This is a genomic window from Pseudomonas qingdaonensis (assembly GCF_018398475.1).
In the GTDB taxonomy this organism is placed as follows: Bacteria; Pseudomonadota; Gammaproteobacteria; order Pseudomonadales; family Pseudomonadaceae; genus Aquipseudomonas; species Aquipseudomonas palmensis.
This window is the reverse complement of sequence record NZ_CP074676.1, coordinates 5,556,302-5,574,540: the sequence shown is the minus strand read 5'-3', so window position 1 is coordinate 5,574,540 and position 18,239 is coordinate 5,556,302. Positions and strand designations below refer to the sequence as shown.

19 protein-coding genes and 2 pseudogenes are annotated in these 18,239 nt (G+C 65.8%); 10 read left to right on the top strand and 11 right to left on the bottom strand.

The features are described from left to right. Positions 1-3: 3 nt before the first annotated feature. Positions 4-669: a TetR/AcrR family transcriptional regulator gene (locus tag KH389_RS25515; RefSeq protein WP_043859994.1), complete on the top strand. Its 666-nt coding sequence runs from the start codon at positions 4-6 to the stop codon at positions 667-669. A 36-nt stretch (positions 670-705) separates the two neighbouring features. Further along, the gene (locus KH389_RS25510; RefSeq protein ID WP_054915562.1) at positions 706-1,560 is read left to right on the top strand and encodes a sulfurtransferase; all 855 of its coding nucleotides are present in this window, start codon (positions 706-708) and stop codon (positions 1,558-1,560) included. Here KH389_RS25510 and KH389_RS25505 read toward each other — a convergent pair whose 3' ends face one another. The 4 genes and pseudogenes from KH389_RS25505 to KH389_RS25490 form a co-directional block, all read right to left on the bottom strand. After that, on the bottom strand, positions 1,561-2,556 hold the full coding sequence (locus KH389_RS25505; RefSeq protein WP_213606474.1) for a hydrolase: 996 nt from the start codon (positions 2,554-2,556) through the stop codon (positions 1,561-1,563). Between the two features lie 304 nt (positions 2,557-2,860). After that, on the bottom strand, positions 2,861-3,457 hold the full coding sequence (rsmD, locus tag KH389_RS25500) for a 16S rRNA (guanine(966)-N(2))-methyltransferase RsmD (RefSeq protein ID WP_043859992.1): 597 nt from the start codon (positions 3,455-3,457) through the stop codon (positions 2,861-2,863). After that, positions 3,457-4,824, bottom strand: a pseudogene (locus tag KH389_RS25495) (M16 family metallopeptidase); the annotation flags it as partial. The pseudogene KH389_RS25495 and the gene rsmD, both read right to left, overlap by 1 nt. A 103-nt stretch (positions 4,825-4,927) precedes the next feature. After that, positions 4,928-6,283, bottom strand: a complete 1,356-nt coding sequence (locus KH389_RS25490; RefSeq protein WP_043859990.1) for a M16 family metallopeptidase — start codon at positions 6,281-6,283, stop codon at positions 4,928-4,930. A gap of 229 nt (positions 6,284-6,512) precedes the next feature. On the opposite strand from KH389_RS25490, the gene ftsY reads away from it, so the two are divergent. The 4 genes from ftsY (at position 6,513) to rpoH (ending at position 10,635) form a co-directional block, all read left to right on the top strand. After that, entirely contained in the window at positions 6,513-7,973 is a 1,461-nt protein-coding gene (gene ftsY / locus KH389_RS25485) for a signal recognition particle-docking protein FtsY (RefSeq protein WP_213606472.1), read from the top strand. Then, entirely contained in the window at positions 7,970-8,641 is a 672-nt protein-coding gene (gene ftsE, locus KH389_RS25480) for a cell division ATP-binding protein FtsE (RefSeq protein WP_043860122.1), read from the top strand. Before ftsY ends, ftsE begins: the two co-directional genes overlap by 4 nt. Next, positions 8,638-9,669, top strand: coding sequence for a permease-like cell division protein FtsX (ftsX, locus tag KH389_RS25475; protein WP_043860123.1), 1,032 nt, complete (start codon positions 8,638-8,640; stop codon positions 9,667-9,669). The genes ftsE and ftsX overlap by 4 nt, the downstream gene beginning before the upstream one ends. 111 nt (positions 9,670-9,780) lie before the next feature. Next, positions 9,781-10,635, top strand: coding sequence for an RNA polymerase sigma factor RpoH (gene rpoH, locus KH389_RS25470; RefSeq protein WP_043860124.1), 855 nt, complete (start codon positions 9,781-9,783; stop codon positions 10,633-10,635). 95 nt (positions 10,636-10,730) lie between these two features. Here rpoH and mtgA read toward each other — a convergent pair. Next, positions 10,731-11,488 (bottom strand): annotated as a pseudogene (mtgA, locus tag KH389_RS25465) (monofunctional biosynthetic peptidoglycan transglycosylase). A gap of 34 nt (positions 11,489-11,522) precedes the next feature. Here mtgA and KH389_RS25460 point away from each other — a divergent pair. The 4 genes from KH389_RS25460 to trmB all read left to right on the top strand — a co-directional run bounded on the left by KH389_RS25460 (position 11,523) and on the right by trmB (position 13,771). Beyond that, on the top strand, positions 11,523-11,894 hold the full coding sequence (locus tag KH389_RS25460) for a DUF423 domain-containing protein (protein WP_043860126.1): 372 nt from the start codon (positions 11,523-11,525) through the stop codon (positions 11,892-11,894). A gap of 101 nt (positions 11,895-11,995) precedes the next feature. After that, the gene (thiS, locus tag KH389_RS25455; protein WP_043860147.1) at positions 11,996-12,196 is read left to right on the top strand and encodes a sulfur carrier protein ThiS; all 201 of its coding nucleotides are present in this window, start codon (positions 11,996-11,998) and stop codon (positions 12,194-12,196) included. 48 nt (positions 12,197-12,244) lie between these two features. Beyond that, positions 12,245-13,039, top strand: a complete 795-nt coding sequence (locus KH389_RS25450; protein WP_043860127.1) for a thiazole synthase — start codon at positions 12,245-12,247, stop codon at positions 13,037-13,039. A gap of 9 nt (positions 13,040-13,048) precedes the next feature. Further along, positions 13,049-13,771 (top strand): tRNA (guanosine(46)-N7)-methyltransferase TrmB, encoded by a 723-nt coding sequence (gene trmB / locus KH389_RS25445; protein WP_043860128.1) that lies wholly within the window; start codon positions 13,049-13,051, stop codon positions 13,769-13,771. 85 nt (positions 13,772-13,856) lie between these two features. Here trmB and KH389_RS25440 read toward each other — a convergent pair whose 3' ends face one another. Genes KH389_RS25440 through metX form a run of 6 tightly spaced genes read right to left on the bottom strand, consistent with a single transcriptional unit; the run spans position 13,857 to position 18,222 of the window. Next, entirely contained in the window at positions 13,857-14,180 is a 324-nt protein-coding gene (locus KH389_RS25440) for a DUF3392 family protein (protein WP_043860129.1), read from the bottom strand. Positions 14,181-14,189: 9 nt separating this feature from the next. Then, on the bottom strand, positions 14,190-15,404 hold the full coding sequence (hemW, locus tag KH389_RS25435) for a radical SAM family heme chaperone HemW (protein ID WP_043860130.1): 1,215 nt from the start codon (positions 15,402-15,404) through the stop codon (positions 14,190-14,192). After that, on the bottom strand, positions 15,401-15,997 hold the full coding sequence (gene rdgB, locus KH389_RS25430) for an RdgB/HAM1 family non-canonical purine NTP pyrophosphatase (protein ID WP_043860131.1): 597 nt from the start codon (positions 15,995-15,997) through the stop codon (positions 15,401-15,403). Before rdgB ends, hemW begins: the two co-directional genes overlap by 4 nt. Continuing rightward, positions 15,994-16,428 carry a DUF4426 domain-containing protein gene (locus tag KH389_RS25425; protein WP_043860132.1) on the bottom strand — a complete coding sequence of 145 codons (435 nt, stop codon included), beginning with the start codon at positions 16,426-16,428 and terminating at the stop codon, positions 15,994-15,996. Before KH389_RS25425 ends, rdgB begins: the two co-directional genes overlap by 4 nt. A gap of 26 nt (positions 16,429-16,454) precedes the next feature. Further along, entirely contained in the window at positions 16,455-17,075 is a 621-nt protein-coding gene (gene metW / locus KH389_RS25420) for a methionine biosynthesis protein MetW (protein ID WP_043860133.1), read from the bottom strand. A gap of 7 nt (positions 17,076-17,082) precedes the next feature. Beyond that, positions 17,083-18,222 carry a homoserine O-succinyltransferase MetX gene (metX, locus tag KH389_RS25415; protein WP_213606470.1) on the bottom strand — a complete coding sequence of 380 codons (1,140 nt, stop codon included), beginning with the start codon at positions 18,220-18,222 and terminating at the stop codon, positions 17,083-17,085. Positions 18,223-18,239: the final 17 nt, after the last annotated feature.

Genomic DNA, 18,239 nt, shown 5'->3' with positions numbered 1-18,239 from the left:
ACCATGGCACCGCGCATCAAGACCCGCGAGCTCATCGTGCAGAACAGCCTCGAGCTGTTCAACCAGCAGGGTGAACGCAGTGTCAGCACCAACCACATTGCTGCGCACATGGAAATCTCGCCTGGCAACCTCTATTACCACTTCGCCAACAAGCAGGCGATCATCGCCGTGCTGTTCACCCAGTACGAGGCGCTGGTGGAAGGCTTTCTGCGCCCGCCCCAGGGGCGCGCCGCCACCGTCGAGGACAAGCGCTTCTACCTCGAGGCGCTGCTGTCGGCGATGTGGAACTACCGCTTCCTGCACCGCGACCTCGAACACCTGCTCGGCCACGACCCGACCCTGGCTGCGCGCTACCGACGTTTTTCGCAGCGCTGCCTGCTGCAGGGCCAGGCCATCTACCGAGGTTTCGTCGAGGCCGACATCGTGGCCATGGACACCGTGCAGATCGAATCGCTGACCCTCAATGCCTGGATCGTGCTGACCTCCTGGGTGCGCTTTCTGTGCACCACCCGCGAGCACTCCGCGCACCTGAGCGAAGAGGCGATCAAGCGCGGCGTGTACCAGGTGCTGGTGCTGGAGCTCGGTTTCGTCACCGCCAGCGCGCGCCCTGCAGTGGATGCGCTGTGCAAGGAATTCTACGTGCCGCTGGACCAGGCACTGGAACAGTAGGCCGCCCACCCCCTTTGAATCGATATGGAGACCGACATGCCACTCGCGCAACTGATCGCACCCCAGCAACTGGCAGAGCGCCTGGGCGCTCCGAAGCTGGTGATTCTCGATTGTCGCTTTGCCCTGGAAGACGTCGACTATGGCCAGCGCAGCTATGCCGAAGGGCATATCGCCGGCGCGCACTTCGCCGACCTGGAGCGTGACCTGAGCGGGCCGGTGGTCAAGGGTGTGACCGGTCGCCACCCCTTGCCCGACCCGCAGCAACTGATCCAACGGCTGCGCAGCTGGGGCATCGACAACGACAGCGACGTGGTGCTCTACGACGATGGCCCCGGAGCCTTTGCCGCGCGGGCCTGGTGGTTGCTGGCATGGCTGGGCAAGCGCGACGGGGTGGCGATCCTCGATGGCGGGCTCAAGGCCTGGCACGCGGCCGGTTTGCCGCTGAGCCTGGATGCCTGTGACAAGCGTGAAGGCAACTTCAGCGGGCAGCCCGATGCGAGCCTGGTGCTGGACGCCGCCGAGTTGGCCAATGGCCTGGGCACGCCCGACCTGACCCTGCTCGACGCCCGTGCGCTGCCGCGTTTTCGCGGCGAGGTGGAGCCCATCGACCCGGTGGCCGGGCATATCCCCGGTGCGCATTGCGCGGCCTTCACCGACAACCTGGGGCCCGATGGTCGTTTTCTGTCGCCCCAGCAGCTCAAGCAGCGCTTTGCCGCCTTGCTCGGTACGCGCCAGCCGCAGGCGCTGGTGGCCTATTGCGGCTCGGGGGTGACGGCCTGCCATAACCTGTTCGCCCTGGCTTTGGCCGGTTATCCGCTGGCGCGGCTGTACGCCGGTTCGTGGAGCGAGTGGATCACCGACCCGCAGCGTCCGGTGGCCAAGGGCGACTGATCAGGCCCCGCTGGCCAGCCACTGTGGAATGCGCCGCTCCAGATAGTAGCCGGGCTGGCGCAGGCTGCCGTCGACAAAGCCCACGTGACCGCCATGACGGTGCAGCTCCAGGGTGGTCTGACTGGCCAGTTCGGCGGCCCCTGGCAGGCTGTGGCTGAACACGAACGGATCGTCCTGGGCATGGATGATCAGCGTGGGCGTGCGGTTTTCACCCAGGTAGTAGCGGCTCGACGAGCGCTGGTAGTAGTCGTGGGCGTCGCTGAAGCCGTTCAGCGGCGCGGTCACGCGGCCGTCGAAATCCCAGAAGGTGCGCAGGTTTTTCAGCGGGCCGAGGCGATCCAGGGTTGCCAGGCCCTCATGGTGACCGTGGTGCTGGAAGTGGCGCTGCTTGTCCTTCACGTAGCCCAGCATGGCGCGCATGAAGTGCGCCTGGTACACCCGTGAAAACCCCAGGCCGATGCGGTCGGCGCACTGGTCCAGGCGAAACGGCACCGACACCGCCACGGCCGCCTGCAACTGGCTGGCCGTACCCGCTTCCCCCAGGTGCTTGAGCAGCACGTTGCCACCCAGCGAATAACCCACCGCGTACAGCGGTGCCTGCGGGCGCTGGGTGCGCAGGTGGGCGATGACTTCGGCCAGGTCTTCGCTTGCGCCGGAGTGGTAGCTGCGCGGCAACAGGTTCGGCTCGCCCGAGCATCCGCGCCAGTTGACCGCCACGCTGGCCCAGCCCTGCGCCGCCAGGGCGCGCTGCAGGCCGATGACGTAATGGGAGGTCGACGAGCCGGTCAGGCCGTGCAGTACCACCACCAGTGGCGTGGTGGTGGCAAGCGGGCCGTGCCAGTCCAGGTCGAGGAAATCGCCGTCGGCCAGCCACAGGCGCTCGCGCCGATGCGCCAGCGGTGGCGACTTGCGCCAGAGCGGGCCCCAGAGCGTCTGCACATGGGGGTTGCGCAGGCCGGTGGCTGGCTTGAACGGGGGTGGGGTGGCGCTGGACATCGTCGAGGTCTCTTGAGCGGGCGGCAGACCCTGTGATCAGTGTATGTGCGCAAGCGCAGGTCTGCTGCCGCCAAAGCATATTCAGCAGGCGTCACTTCGGGCAAGGGCTGTGGGTTGGCGAGGCTGAGGTCGTGGAAGGGTGTGCTGGGCGAGTGCCGGGCTGCTGAGGGTCAGCAGCCCGGCGGTGGTGCAGGCGGCACGCACAAGCCGGTTGGTGATCGGTGCCGTGCCTGGGGAGCGCCGGAGCACGATCAGGCAAAGCACCTCAGGCGGCGGCCGCAGTTTGCTGGAGGCGGGGCGACGTTCAGCCGCGCTCCCACAAGGCATAGTGCACCTGACCGGCCTTCTTTTCCCGGTGCAGGCGCCAGTTGCCCGGCAGTTGCAGGGTCGACGGCGCGGTTTCGCTTTCGGTGTAGATCCACGCGTGCTCGGCCAGCCAGTGGCGCTCTTCGAGCAGCGCACAGGTGGCCGGCAGCAGGTCCTGGTGGAAGGGCGGGTCGAGGAACACCACGTCGAACGGGGCCTTGGGTTCGCCTTGCAGGTAGCGCACCACGTCGGTCTGGATCACCTGCCCGGTGGGGCAGCGCAGCAGCTCCAGGTTGTCCTTGAGGTTCTCGATGGCGGCGCGGTTGCTGTCCAGCGCCACGGCCGAGGCCGCGCCGCGCGACAGCGCTTCGAGAAACAACGCGCCGCTGCCGGCAAAGGCATCCAGCACGCGGGCGCCCTCGATGTGCGCGGTCAGCCAGTTGAACAGGGTTTCGCGCACCCGGTCGGGGGTAGGGCGCAGGCCCGGTGCGTCAGGAAAGCTCAGGCGGCGGCTGCGCCACTCGCCGGCGATGATGCGCAACTGGCCCTGGCCGCCGTGGGCGGCGGCCTTGGATTTGGCGGATGGACTGGCCATTAATGCTCCGGTACGCCAAGCGGCTGCTCGGCGGGTTTGTCAGTGGGCGGTGGCAGCGGCTGTTGCGCCACCTTCGGCCCGGCGGTCACGATGACCATCTTGTCGGCGGCCAGGTGCTTGTTGAGGGCAGCACGCACCTGCTCGACGGTGAGGCTCTGGGACTTCTGCATGAAGTCCTCGAGGAAATTCAGCGGCAGGTCATAGAAGCCGATGGCCCCCAGTTGGCCGACGATGCTCGCATTGCTGGCGGTGGACAGCGGGAAGCTGCCGGCCAGTTCGCGCTTGGCATCGTCCAGCTCCTGCTGGGTGGGGCCGGTCTTGAGGTAGTCGCGCAGGATGTCCTGTACCAGCTTGAGCGTGCCTTCGCTGAGTTCGGCACGGGTCTGCAGGTTGATCATGAACGGGCCACGCACCTGCATCGGGCTGAACACCGAGTACACGCCGTAGGTCAGGCCGCGCTTTTCGCGCACTTCGCTCATCAGGCGGGTGCCGAAGGCGCCGCCGCCGAGGATCGAGTTGCCCAGCGACAGGGCCGCGTAGTCCGGGTCGGCGCGGTCGATGCCCAGCTGGGCCAGCATCAGGTGGGTCTGCTTGGACGGGAAGTCGATGTGGTTGACGCCCGGCTTGGGTTCGCTCGGTTGTGCCAGCTTGGGCAGCGCCGGGCCCTTGGGCAGCGCGGCGGAGACCTGCGCGGCAATCGCCTCGGCTTCAGTGCGGCTGAGGTCGCCGACCAGTGCGATCACCACGTTGCCGGCGGCATAGGCCTTGGCATGGAAAGCGCGCAGCTGGTCCAGGGTGATCGGCGGGATGCTCCTGGCGTCGCCATCACTGGGGTGCCCGTAGGGATGCTTGCCGTAGAGCTTCTCGAACAGCTCGATGCTGGCCAGCTTGCTGGGGTTCTGCTTCTGGTACTCGAAGCCGGCGAGCATCTGGTTCTTGATGCGCTTGAGCGCGTCTTCAGGGAAGGTCGGCTTGCCCACCACTTCGGCGAACAGCTTCAGGGCCGGCTCGCGCTTGTCCTTGGCGCTCAGGCTGCGCAGCGAGGCCACCGCCATGTCGCGGTAGGCACCGTTGCCGAAATCCGCGCCCAGGCCTTCGAAGCCGGCGGCGATGGCGCCGACGTCCTTGCCCGCCACGCCTTCGTTGAGCATGGCGTTGGTCAGGGTGGCCAGGCCCGGCAGGTTACCGTCCTGACTGCTGCCGGCGGCGAAGGTCAGGCGCAGGTCGAACATCGGCAGTTCGTGGGCTTCGACGAACAGCACCTTGGCGCCTTCGGCGGTGTTCCAGGTCTTGATGTCGAGGTTGCGTCGGCTCGGTGCCTTGCCGTCCAGCTCGGCCAGCGATTGCAGGTTGGCGCCGGGCTTGGCGGCCGCGGTGTCGGCATGGGCGGGGCCGGCCAGGCACACGGCGCTCAGCAGCAACGCGCCGAATACGCCGCGGCCCTTCGGGGTGTGGCGTGGGGTGGTGTGCTCAGTCATGCGCCTGCTCCTCGGGCAATACATGCGCAACGCTCAGGCGTTCGCGGGTGAAATAGGTGCGGGCGGCACTCTGGATGTCGGCCGGGGTCACGCTCTTGAGCTCGTCGAGCTCCTTGTCGATGAGCTTCCACGACAGCCCGACGGTCTCCAGTTGGCCGATGGTGGTGGCCTGGCTGCTGATCGAGTCGCGGTCGTAGACCAGCCCGGCGATCACCTGGGCGCGCACGCGCTCCAGCTCTTCAGCGGTTGGCGGGGTGGTTTTCAGCTCGTCGAGCAGCTTCCAGACGCCGCTTTCGACCTCGGCCAGGGTCTTTTTCTTCTGCGTGTTGGGCACCGCGGAGAGCACGAACAGGCTGTCGCCACGGGTGAACGGGTTGTAGCTGGCCGACGCGCCGGCCACCAGTTCCTGGCCGCGTTCCAGGCGGGTGGCCATGCGCGCGCTGTAGCCGCCGTCGAGCAGGGCCGCGATCAGGCGCAGGGCGTGCACGCTGCGCGGGTCCTTGGCGGTGGCCAGGCCCGGCACGTTGAAGCCGTAGATCAGGCTCGGCAGTTGGGTGCGCACATGCACGGTGAGCTGGCGCAGGCCCGGCTCGGCCAGTTCCAGCGGCAGTTTGGCAGGGGGTGTGGCGCGCTTGGGGATGGCACCGAAGTAACGCTGGGCCAGGCCCTTGACCTCGTCGGCGGTGACGTCGCCGACCACCACCAGGGTGGCGTTGTTGGGCACGTACCAGGCTTCGTACCAGTGGCGCAGCTCTTCGACCTTCATGCGTTCGAGGTCGGCCATCCAGCCGATGGTCGGGGTGTGGTAGCCGCTGGCCGGGTGGGCCATGGCGCTGAACAGCTCCATGGCCTTGGAGTTGGGCTGATCGTCGACTCGCAGGCGGCGCTCTTCCTTGATGACCTCGATTTCGCGGCTGAACTCTTCGGGCGGCAGGCGCAGGCTGCCCATGCGATCGGCTTCCAGTTCCAGGGCCACGCCCAGGCGGTCGCGGGCCAGCACCTGGTAGTAGGCGGTGTAGTCGTCGCTGGTGAAGGCGTTCTCTTCGGCGCCCAGGTCACGCAGGATGCGTGAGGCTTCGCCAGGCCCCAGCTTGTTGCTGCCCTTGAACATCATGTGTTCCAGAGCATGGGACAAGCCGGTCTGACCCGGGGTCTCATAGCTGGAGCCGACCTTGTACCAGACCTGCGATACCACCACCGGGGCGCGATGGTCTTCACGCACGATGACCTTGAGGCCGTTGTCGAGGGTGAATTCATGGGTGGGCTGGACGTCGGCGGCAACCGCCACCAGGGGCATGACAATTGTGCTGAGCAGCAGGCCGGCGGCGCGGCGGGCTAGAGCATTCATTGATGATTCAACCTGTAGGGCTGCCCGCATGGCCTTAGCGTCGGCGGGCTAGGAGGTGCTAGGATACTGATCCGGTTGCCTGACGACCATGCCTGTCGAGATCAAGCGTTGCAGGCGTCCCGACAAAATGTTGCGCATGAACCAGTCGGCTTGACCATAGTCTGTTCTGCGTTAGAAGAATTTTGAGGCGCCACACTGGCGCATCGCTACCCTGAGATAGCCGTCTTCCATGTTTGGTTCCAACGACGACAAAAAGACCCCGGCCGCGGCCGGTGAAAAGAAAGGCCTGTTCGGCTGGCTGCGCAAAAAGCCCCAGCAACCTGTTGTCGAACAGCCCGAAACCCCAGTGCCAGAGGCGCTGGAGCCTATCGCCCCGACTTTGCCTGAGCCGGTAGCCGTCGAGCCCGCCCCGGTCGCGAGCGCGCCCGTCGCCGTCGAGGATCACCCCAGCAGCCTGGTGCTGCCGGTGCCCGAAGAGCCGGTGGCGCTGGTGGCCGACCTCGAGCCCCACGTCCCCCCGCCGATTCCCGAGCGCCCAGCCCCCGAGCCTGCCCCGCAGTACGCTGCGCCCGAGCCTGTTGAAGCGCCTGCGCCGCAGTACGCCGCGCCCGAGCCGGTGATCGAGCCTGTACCGCAGTACAGCGCACCCGAGCCGGTGGTCGAGCCGCCTGCAGTGGTGCCGCCCGCACCTGTTGCGGCCACCGAGGTCGCCCTGCCTGTTCCCGAGGCCGCCCCGTCGGCGCCTGAAACCACCACCAAGGCCGGCTTCTTCGCCCGCCTCAAGCAGGGCCTGTCCAAGACCAGCGCCAGCATTGGCGAGGGCATGGCCAGCCTGTTCCTGGGCAAGAAGGTCATCGACGACGACCTGCTCGAAGAGATCGAGACCCGCCTGCTGACCGCCGACGTTGGCGTCGAGGCCACCTCGGTGATCGTGCAGAGCCTCACCCAGAAGGTCGCACGCAAGCAGCTGGCCGATGCCGATGCCCTGTACAAGTCGCTGCAGGGCGAGCTGACCGACCTGCTCAAGCCGGTCGAACAGCCGCTGAAGGTGCATGCCGCGAACAAGCCGTTCGTGATCCTGGTGGTCGGCGTCAACGGCGCCGGCAAGACCACCACCATCGGCAAGCTGGCGAAAAAGCTCCAGCTCGAAGGCAAGAAGGTCATGCTGGCCGCCGGCGATACCTTCCGTGCTGCCGCGGTGGAGCAGCTGCAGGTATGGGGCGAGCGCAACCAGATCCCGGTGATCGCCCAGCACACCGGCGCCGACTCCGCTTCGGTGATCTTCGACGCGGTGCAGGCGGCCAAGGCGCGCAACATCGACGTGCTGATCGCCGACACCGCCGGTCGCCTGCACACCAAAGACAACCTGATGGAAGAGCTGAAGAAGGTTCGCCGCGTGATCGGCAAGCTGGACGCCGACGCGCCGCACGAGGTGCTGCTGGTGCTGGACGCCGGCACCGGCCAGAACGCCATCAACCAGGCCAAGCACTTCAACCAGAGCGTGGAGCTCACCGGCCTGGCGCTGACCAAGCTCGACGGCACCGCCAAGGGCGGGGTGATCTTCGCCCTGGCCAAGCAGTTCGGCCTGCCGATCCGCTACATTGGTGTGGGCGAAGGCATCGATGACCTGCGCACCTTCGAAGCCGAGCCCTTCGTACAAGCCTTGTTCGCCGAGCGGGAGCCTTCATGATCCGATTCGAACAGGTCGCCAAGCGTTACCCTAACGGTCACGTTGGCCTGCATGAATTGAGTTTTCGGGTGCGTCGGGGCGAGTTCCTGTTCGTCACCGGCCATTCCGGCGCGGGCAAGAGCACCTTGCTGCGCCTGCTGCTGGCCATGGAGCGCCCGACCAGCGGCAAGCTGCTGCTGGCCGGCCAGGACCTTGGTCAGATCAGCAACGCGCAGATCCCGTTCCTGCGTCGCCAGATCGGCGTGGTGTTCCAGAACCACCAGCTGCTGTTCGACCGTACCGTGTTCAACAACGTCGCCCTGCCGCTGCAGATCCTGGGCCTGTCCAAGGTCGAGGTGGCCAAGCGTGTGGACGCGGCGCTGGAGCGTGTGGCCCTGTCGGACAAGGCCCAGCTGTTCCCCGGCGACCTGTCCACCGGCCAGCAGCAACGGGTGGGCATTGCGCGTGCCATCGTGCACCGTCCGGCCCTGTTGCTGGCGGATGAACCCACCGGCAACCTCGACCCGCGCCTGGCGGCCGAGATCATGGGTGTTTTCGAAGATATCAACCGCCTGGGCACCAGCGTGCTGATCGCCAGCCACGACCTGGCGCTGATCGCGCGCATGCGCCATCGCATGCTGACCCTGCAGCGCGGCCGCTTGATCGGCGATGGGGAGGCCGGGCAATGAGTGCAACACGTAGTCCCAAGGTGTCCGAGCGGGTGGCCCCTGCGGCAGCCGAGCCAAGCCCTCAGAAACAGAAAAAGCGCCGTGATGATGACGATGACGGCCCGGATTTCAGCACGCTGCTGCACGCCTGGCTGGAAAGCCATCGCTCCAGCCTGCTCGACAGCCTGCGTCGCCTGGGCAAGCAGCCGATCGGCAGCTTCTTCACCTGCCTGGTGATGGCCGTGGCCCTGAGCCTGCCGATGGGGCTGTCGCTGCTGCTGAGCAATGTCGAGCGCCTTGGCGGCTCGTGGCAGCGTGCAGCGCAGATTTCGCTGTACCTCAAACTTGACGCCAGCGTGAGCGAAGGCGAAGCCCTGCGTACCCAGATCAAGGGCATGCCGGGGGTGGCCGATGCCGAGTATGTCAGCCGTGAACAGGCCCTCGACGAGTTCCAGCAGCAGTCCGGGCTGGGCGAGGCCTTGCGCGAGCTGCCGGAGAACCCCTTGCCTGGCGTGGTCGTGGTGACCCCGGCCGAAGTCGACAAGCCAGCGCTGGAGGCCCTGCGCCAACGCCTGGCCGAACTGCCCAAGGTGGAGCTGGCCCAGCTCGACCTGGTGTGGGTGGAGCGGCTGGCGGCGATCCTCAAGCTGGGTGATCGCTTTGTATTCGGCCTGACCGTGCTGCTGGTGTCGGCGCTGCTGCTGGTCATCGGCAACACCATTCGCCTGCATATCGAGAACCGCCGTACCGAAATCGAGGTCATCAAGCTGGTGGGCGGTACCGATGCCTACGTGCGCCGGCCGTTCCTGTACATGGGCGCGCTGTATGGCCTGGGGGCAGGCGTACTGTCCTGGGGGGTGCTGGCGTTCGGCCTCAACTGGCTGGATGACGCGGTCGTCGGGCTATCGGGTCTGTACGGCAGCGATTTCTCGCTGGCCGGGGTGCCGCCTGCCGATGGTCTGTCGCTCTTGCTTGGGGCGGTGCTGTTAGGGTATATCGGTGCTTGGATTGCGGTCGCTCGGCATCTGCGTGAGCTTGCACCGCGATAGTGTCTTCCAGCCGTCATTGACTATCGTGTATTTCGGGAACTTGTTTCGCGGTTCCCGGTCAATGATGGCAGTGCCTGATGGCACAATTCAGTGAGTCGGAGGTTTTTTCGTATGACCACTTCGTTGCAACCTGCCTATGCCTTGGTCCCGGGTGCGAACCTGGAGGCCTATGTGCACACGGTCAACAGCATTCCATTGCTGACGCCCGAGCAGGAGCGTGAACTGGCCGAGAGTCTCTACTATGAGCAGGATCTGGGGGCGGCTCGGCAGATGGTGCTCGCCCACCTGCGTTTTGTCGTACATATCGCGCGTAGCTATTCGGGCTACGGGCTGGCCCAGGCCGACCTGATTCAGGAAGGCAACGTTGGCCTGATGAAAGCGGTCAAGCGTTTCAACCCCGAGATGGGTGTGCGCCTGGTGTCCTTTGCCGTGCACTGGATCAAGGCCGAAATTCACGAATTCATCCTGCGCAACTGGCGCATCGTCAAGGTCGCGACCACCAAGGCGCAGCGCAAGCTGTTCTTCAACCTGCGCAGCCAGAAGAAGCGTCTGGCCTGGCTGAACAACGATGAAGTGCATCGTGTGGCCGAAAGCCTGGGTGTGGAGCCGCGTGAAGTGCGCGAGATGGAAAGCCGCCTGACCGGTCAGGACATGGCCTTCGACCCGGCCAGCGAGGCGGACGACGACAGCGCGTTCCAGTCGCCGGCCAACTACCTCGAAGACCACCGTTACGACCCGGCACGTCAGCTGGAGGATGCGGACTGGAGCGACAGCTCCTCGAACAACCTGCACGAGGCGCTGCAAGGCCTGGACGACCGTAGCCGCGACATCCTGTACCAGCGCTGGCTGGCCGAAGAGAAGGCCACGCTGCATGACCTGGCGGCCAAGTACAGCGTGTCGGCCGAGCGTATCCGGCAGCTGGAGAAGAATGCGATGAACAAGGTCAAAGCCCTGATCGCTGCCTGATCTGCGGGACCCTGAGGGCCCCTTCACCGGCAAGGCCGGCTCCTACAACAATCCCTGTAGGAGCCGGCCTTGCCGGCGAAGGGGCCCTCTTTGTTTCAGTTGGCCCAGGGCGCCTTGCGCGGCTCATCCAGTTGCACCAGGTAGCCGCTGCCGCCCAGCTGGCTCATCTGCTGACGAATCCACGCCGCCCGTCGCGCCACATAGCTGCTGGGCCGGCTTGCGCTCCAGTTGCGCGGGCTGGGCAGTACCGCCGCCAACAGGCTGGCCTGCTGGCGCGTCAGCTTGCTCGCATCGGTACCGAAGTGATGGCGGGCCGCTGCCTGGGCGCCGAATACGCCGTCATCCCACTCGGCGCTGTTGAGGTACACCTCCAGGATGCGCTCCTTGGACCACAGCAGCTCGATCAGTGCGGTAAACCATGCCTCCAGCCCTTTGCGCAGCCAACTGCGGCCTGCCCACAGGAACTGGTTCTTGGCCACCTGCTGACTCAGCGTGCTGGCGCCGCGAAGCGTGCCACCACGCTCGTTGTGTGCCAGTGCGGCCTGGATGGCATTGAAGTCGAAACCCCAGTGCCCGGCGAACTTCTGGTCCTCGCCGGCAATCACCGCCACCTTCAGTTCATCGGAGATCTCGCCCCATGGGCGCCAGTCGCGTTGCAGGTCGATGGGCTGGCCGTCGACCCACGATTCCACCTTGCGCTCGACCATCAGCATGGTGCCCGGCGGCGGTACCCAGCGAAACAGCAGCACCAGCAACACGCTGGCAACGGCGAACCAGAGCAGGGCGCGGGTGAGGCGGCGGATCAGGGATGAAAGCATAGAGATGGCTTGGCCGAACCGAATGAGCGGGCCATTATACAGACCCTGTGCCCCCAAGGAGTCTTGCGCATGCTTCGCAGCTTTCTGTTGCTCGCCGCCTTTTTCGGCTTTACCGGTGTGGCCCTCGGTGCCTTCGCCGCCCATGGCCTCAAGGGCCGCCTGAGCCAGGAGTACCTGGCGATCTTCCATACCGGCGTCACCTACCAGCTGGTGCACGCCCTGGCCCTGCTGGGCGTGGCAGTGCTCTGGGCGCACCTGCCCGGGCGACTCACGGCCTGGGCCGGTGGTCTGTTCTGCCTGGGCATCGTGCTGTTTTCCGGTAGCCTGTACCTGTTGACCCTGAGTGGCATCGGCAAGCTCGGCATCATCACCCCTTTTGGCGGCCTGGCCTTCCTCGGCGGCTGGCTGTGCCTGGGCCTGGCGGCCTGGCGCCTGGGTTGACCCGCGGGTCCGGATCGAGACGAATGGCGCCGCTTGGCCTTGGGTTCAGCCCCGGATAGGGGCTAGAATGCGGGCCCCTAAAAACAATGGCGGCCGTGCGCATGCGCATTCAACTGAACGGTGAACCTTTCGAATTGCCCGACGGCGAAAGCGTCGCGGCCCTGCTGACCCGGCTCGACCTCGCAGGTCGCCGGGTGGCGGTGGAGCTGAACCTGGACATCGTGCCGCGCAGCCAGCACGACGCCACCGCCCTGCGCGAAGGCGACCAGGTCGAGGTGGTTCACGCCATCGGCGGCGGCTAGGCCCACGCGCTTCACCTGCAAGTCCCTCAACCTTCAAGAGGATTACCGATGAGCAATGTTCGTAGCGACAAGCCCTTCACGCTGGCCGGTCGTACCTTCCAGTCGCGCCTGCTGGTCGGTACCGGCAAGTACCGCGACATGGAAGAAACCCGCCTGGCCATCGAGGCCTCGGGTGCCGAGATCGTCACCGTCGCCGTGCGCCGCACCAACCTGGGCCAGAACCCGGGCGAGCCGAACCTGCTCGACGTGCTGCCACCGGACCGCTACACCATCCTGCCGAACACCGCCGGCTGCTACGACGCGGTCGAGGCCGTGCGCACCTGCCGCCTGGCCCGCGAACTGCTCGACGGGCACAATCTGGTCAAGCTCGAAGTGCTGGCCGACCAGAAGACGCTGTTCCCCAACGTGATCGAAACCATCAAGGCCGCCGAAGTGCTGGTCAAGGACGGTTTCGACGTGATGGTCTACACCAGCGACGACCCGATCATCGCGCGTCAGCTGGCCGAAATCGGCTGCATCGCGGTCATGCCGCTGGCAGGCCTGATCGGTACGGGCCTGGGCATCTGCAACCCGTACAACCTGCGCATCATTCTCGAGGAATCGAAAGTGCCGGTGCTGGTCGATGCCGGTGTGGGTACCGCGTCGGACGCCACCATTGCCATGGAAATGGGCTGCGAGGCAGTGCTGATGAATTCCGCCATCGCCCATGCCGAACAACCGGTGATGATGGCCGAAGCCATGAAGCACGCCATCGTGGCAGGCCGCCTGGCCTACCTGGCCGGCCGCATGCCGAAAAAACTCTATGCCAGCGCCTCGTCGCCGCTGGATGGTCTGATCAAGTAAGAGCCCCTGATGACTGAATCGCAAGAATCGCCGATCACCGCCGAAGGCGAAGAACGCCAACACCGCCGCATCAAGAGTTTCGTGATGCGTGCCGGGCGCATGACCGAAGGCCAGCAGCGCGGCCTGGACCAGGGCGCGCCGCTGTTCGTGCTGCCACTGGCCGACAGCCCGGTGGATTACGACCAGGTGTTCGGCCGTTCGGCGCCGCGCACCCTGGAGATCGGCTTCGGCATGGGCCATTCCCTGCTGGAGATGGCTGCCGCCGCGCCCGAGCAGGACTTCATCGGTGTCGAAGTGCACCGACCGGGCGTGGGCGCGCTGCTCAATGGCGTGCTGACCCAGGGCCTGCAGAACCTGCGGGTGTATGACTGCGATGCCATCGAAGTGCTGAACAAGTGCGTGGCCGACAACAGCCTGGACCGCCTGATGCTGTTCTTCCCGGACCCGTGGCACAAGAGCCGTCACCACAAGCGTCGCATCGTGCAGCCGGAATTTGCGGAGCTGGTGCGCAGCAAGCTGAAGGTGGGCGGGGTGTTCCACATGGCGACCGACTGGGAACCGTACGCCGAGTACATGCTGGAAGTGATGAATGTCGCGCCGGGGTACAGGAACCTGGCCGAAGACGGCAAGTGCGTACCTCGCCCTGCCGAGCGTCCGATCACCAAGTTCGAACGCCGTGGCGAGCGCCTGGGGCATGGGGTGTGGGATCTGAAGTTCGAGAAGCTGGCTTAAGACCGCATCACGGCCATTCGCCGGCAAGGCCGGCTCCTACAGATTCAGCGAGATCCTGTAGGAGCCAGCCTTGCTGGCGAAGCTTCTAGCGGCGGTCTGCGACCACGCCAAGCAACACCAGCACCACCAGCAGCACCGGCGCCAGTGCATAGTTGTTGAACTGGCTCAGCCCGCGTACCACCCACGGCGTGGCATAGATCAACGCCGCACCACTGCCGATCAGCACCAGCAGGGCCATGAACGGCACGCGCAACGCACCTGCCAGCCCGCCCAGGCGCTGTTCGACCCAGCCCTTGATGTCGGTGCCGAACAACACCAGCAAACAGCCTACAAGCGCCAGAGAGATCTCCGACAGGTTACTGCGGCTCCAGCGGGAGACGGTCGAGAGCAGGTCGAGTACCAGGTCCATTCGCTATCCTTAGGTCAAGAAATACTGCAGCAGGTCGTTGAGAAACAGCTGGCCCCGCGGTGTCGCCACCAGCCGCGTCGGTTCGACCTGCAAAAGGCCCTTTTGTTCGGCTTCACGGCGCGCAGCCGCCAGTTGTTCCAGCGGCAGGCCGGTACGCTGCGCGAACAGCGCGGCCTCCACGCCCTCGGTCAGGCGCAGGGCGTTCATCAGGAACTCGAACGGCAGTTCGTCCACCGCCAGCAGCTTGTCGCCCGCCTTGAACGCCTTGGCCGGGTTCAGGTAGTCCTTGGGCAGCCGGGTCTTCCAGGTGCGCACGATGCGCCCGTCCGGGTGGCTGAGCTTGCCGTGGGCACCGGCGCCGATGCCGATGAAGTCGCCAAAGCTCCAGTAGTTGAGGTTGTGCCGCGCCGGGCGCCCTGGCTGGGCGTAGGCCGACACTTCGTACTGGCGGTAGCCGTGCTCGGCCATCAGCGCCTGCCCGGCCTCCTGGATATCCCACAGGATGTCGTCCTCGGGCAGCAGCGGCGGCTGGTTCCAGAACACCGTGTTCGGCTCCAGGGTCAACTGGTACCACGACAGGTGGGTAGGGTTGAGCGCGATGGCCTGGCGCAGGTCGCCCAGCGCATCGTCCAGCGACTGGTCGGGCAGGCCGTGCATCAGGTCCAGGTTGAAGTTGTCGAACCCCGCCGCACGCGCCATGCCGGCCGCACGCACCGCCTCGTCACCGTTGTGGATGCGCCCCAGCGCCTGGAGCTTGGCCTGCTGGAAGCTCTGCACGCCGATCGACAGGCGATTGATGCCCAGTTGCCGGTAGGCCTTGAACTTCTCCTGCTCGAAGGTCCCGGGGTTGGCCTCCAGGGTGATCTCGATGTCGGCGGCGAACGGGATGCGTTGCTCCACGCCCGCCAGCAGGCGGCCCAGCGCACGGGCACTGAACAGGCTCGGGGTACCGCCGCCAAAGAAGATCGAGCTGATCGGTCGCCCGTACACCGCGCCCAGCTCCTGGTCGAGGTCGGCGAGCAGGGCGTCGACGTAGGCCTCTTCCGGCAGCTGCGGGGTGGCGGCATGGGAGTTGAAGTCGCAGTACGGGCATTTGCGCACGCACCACGGGATATGGATGTACAGCGACAGCGGCGGCAGCTGCGCGAGTGCCGCCCGTGGTGCGTTGGAGCTGAAGCCAGCCTCGCCCAGATGCAGTGGCTGTGCCGGCGTGCGGTCGGTCATTGCAGGCCCAGGCGCTGACGCAGCAGGCTCATGGCGCGGGCGCGGTGGCTGATCTGGTTCTTGTCGGCGGGGCTCAGCTCGGCGCTGGAGCAGTCGCGCTCCGGTACCCAGAACAGCGGGTCGTAGCCAAAGCCGTGGGCACCGCTGGCCTGGTGCAGGATGCGCCCATGCCACAGGCCCTCGCACAGGATCGGCAGCGGGTCGTCGGCATGGCGTACCAGCGCCAGCACGCATACGAACTGCGCGCCGCGCTCGGCGTCCGGCACGTCCTTGAGTACCTCGAGCAACTTGGCGTTGTTTGCCGCGTCGCCCTGGCCATCGGCGTAGCGCGCCGAGTAGATGCCCGGCGCACCACCGAGAAAGTCCACCGCCAGGCCCGAGTCGTCGGCCAGGGCCGGCAGCCCGGAGATACGTGCGGCATTGCGCGCCTTGAGGATGGCGTTCTCGACGAACGACAGGCCGGTTTCCTCCGGCTCGACGCTGCTGAATTCGCCAATCGAACGCAGTTGCACGGTGTCACCGAGCATGGCCTGCAGTTCCTTGAGTTTGCCGGCGTTGTGGCTGGCCAATACGAGTTGCTGGATGTTCATCATTCGCCTGGGAAGAGCTCTTGGTTGAAACTGATGGTCTCGGTCTTGCCACCAATTGCAACATTGATCGTGAAGGTGCGGGTTTCCTGCTGCTCCACCGGGAACTGGGCGATGTAGTAGATCGCGCCCTGTTCGGTGATCTGCTTGAAGCTGAGCGGCACCGTGCGGCTGCTCAGGTCCTTGACGCTGCCGCTGACCTGGGTCACCTGCGGCTTGCCGGCCTTGATCACCGACACGTTGATCACGCCCTGGTTCTTGCTGCGCACCAGTTGCGCCGCCTTGGCGATGTCCGGCTGCAGGAAGGTGGAGATGAAGGTGCTGTAGTGCACCGTGGTGTCACCGAAGACTTCCTTGCGCTCGCCCTTGATCGCATCGGCAGCAAGCGCCGTCGTGCTCAGGCAGGCAACCAGTAAAAAGCTCAACAAGCGACCCATGATCTGTCTCCTCCAGTGTGGGTTGTTCAAACCGCGACCTTGTGTTCCTGCAGGCCCGGGCTGCTGACACGGTAAATGCCGATCTCCCCTAGAAGATTAGGCCATAGCTTGCTCGCCCACCCATGCCGGTGCATATGGTCGACCGCCAGGCGGTCGAGCACCTGGGCGCGACGTTCGCTGCACAGCGCCTCGAAATCCTCGAAGGTGCAGAAGTGGATGTTCGGCGTGTTGTACCAGGTATACGGCATGAAGTCCGACACTGGCATGCGACCCTTGGTCGCCAGGTACCAGCGGCAGCGCCAGTGGCCGAAGTTGGGGAAGGTGATGATGCACTGGCGGCCCACGCGCAGCATTTCGTCGAGGATCCGGTCGGGGTACTCCACGGCCTGCAGGGCTTGGGTCATGACCACCACGTCGAAGCTGTTGCTGGCGAAGTTGCCCAGGCCCTTGTCCAGGTCCTGCTCGATGACGTTGACGCCCTTGGCCACGCACTGGGCGATGTTGTCGGGGTCGATTTCCAGGCCGTAGCCAGCCACCTGCTTGGTGTCACGCAGCGAGGCGAGCAGCTCGCCAGTACCGCAACCGAGGTCGAGTACCCGGCTGCCGGCGGGGATCCAGTCTTGGATGATTTCCAGGTCGGCTCTCATGGGGTCCTCAGCAGACGATGCGGTTCATGTAGTTCGTGAATCCCGTGATGTAGCGCGGGGTCGGGATCAGGAAGGCATCGTGGCCATACGGCGAGTCGATATCCAGGTAGCACACGTTCTTGCGCGCGGCGATCAGCGCATCGACGATCTCCCGCGAGCGCGCCGGCGAGAAACGCCAGTCGGTGGTGAACGACATCACGCAGTAGTCGGCGGTGACGTGGGCCAGGGTCGCGGCCAGGTCGCCGCCGTGGCTGGCGGCGGGGTCGAAGTAGTCCAGCGCCTTGGTCATCAGCAGGTAGGTGTTGGCATCGAAACGCCCGGAGAACTCCTCGCCCTGGTAGCGCAGGTAGCTTTCGACCTGGAACTCGACGCTGTGAAAGTCGTAGTTGAGCTTGTCGCTCTTGAGCTCGCGGCCGAATTTCTCGCCCATCGAGTCATCCGACAGGTAGGTGATGTGCCCGACCATGCGCGCCAGCATCAGCCCGCGCTTGGGGATCACGCCTTCGGCCTGGAACGAGCCGCCGTGGAACTCGGGGTCGGTGAGGATGGCCTGGCGCGCCACTTCGTTGAAGGCGATGTTCTGCGCCGACAGCTTGGGTGCCGAGGCGATGTCCAGGCAGTGGCGCACGCGGTCGGGGTAGGTGATGGTCCATTGCAGCGCCTGCATGCCGCCCAGGCTGCCGCCCACCACGGCGGCCCACTTGCCGATGCCCAGGCGATCGGCCAGGCGCGCCTGGCTGTGCACCCAGTCTTCCACGGTGAGTACCGGGAAGTCGGCGCCGTAGGGCTGGCCGGTGGCCGGGTTGACGCTGCTGGGGCCGGTGCTGCCGTTGCAGCCGCCGAGATTGTTCAGGCTGACCACGAAGAAGCGGTTGGTATCGATCGGCTTGCCCGGCCCGATGCAGCTGTCCCACCAGCCCGGCTTGCGGTCGTCGGGGCTGTGGTAGCCGGCGGCATGGTGATGCCCGGACAGGGCATGGCAGATCAGCACGGCATTGCTGGCCGCGCTGTTGAGGGTACCGTAGGTTTCAAAGACCAGCTCGTAGCTGGCCAGCGAGCGACCGCAGGCCAGGGCCAGGGGCTCATCGAATCGCGCCAGTTGCGGTACTACCAGACCGACCGAATCTTCGGGAAAGACAGTGGACATCGACCCTGCTCACGCTT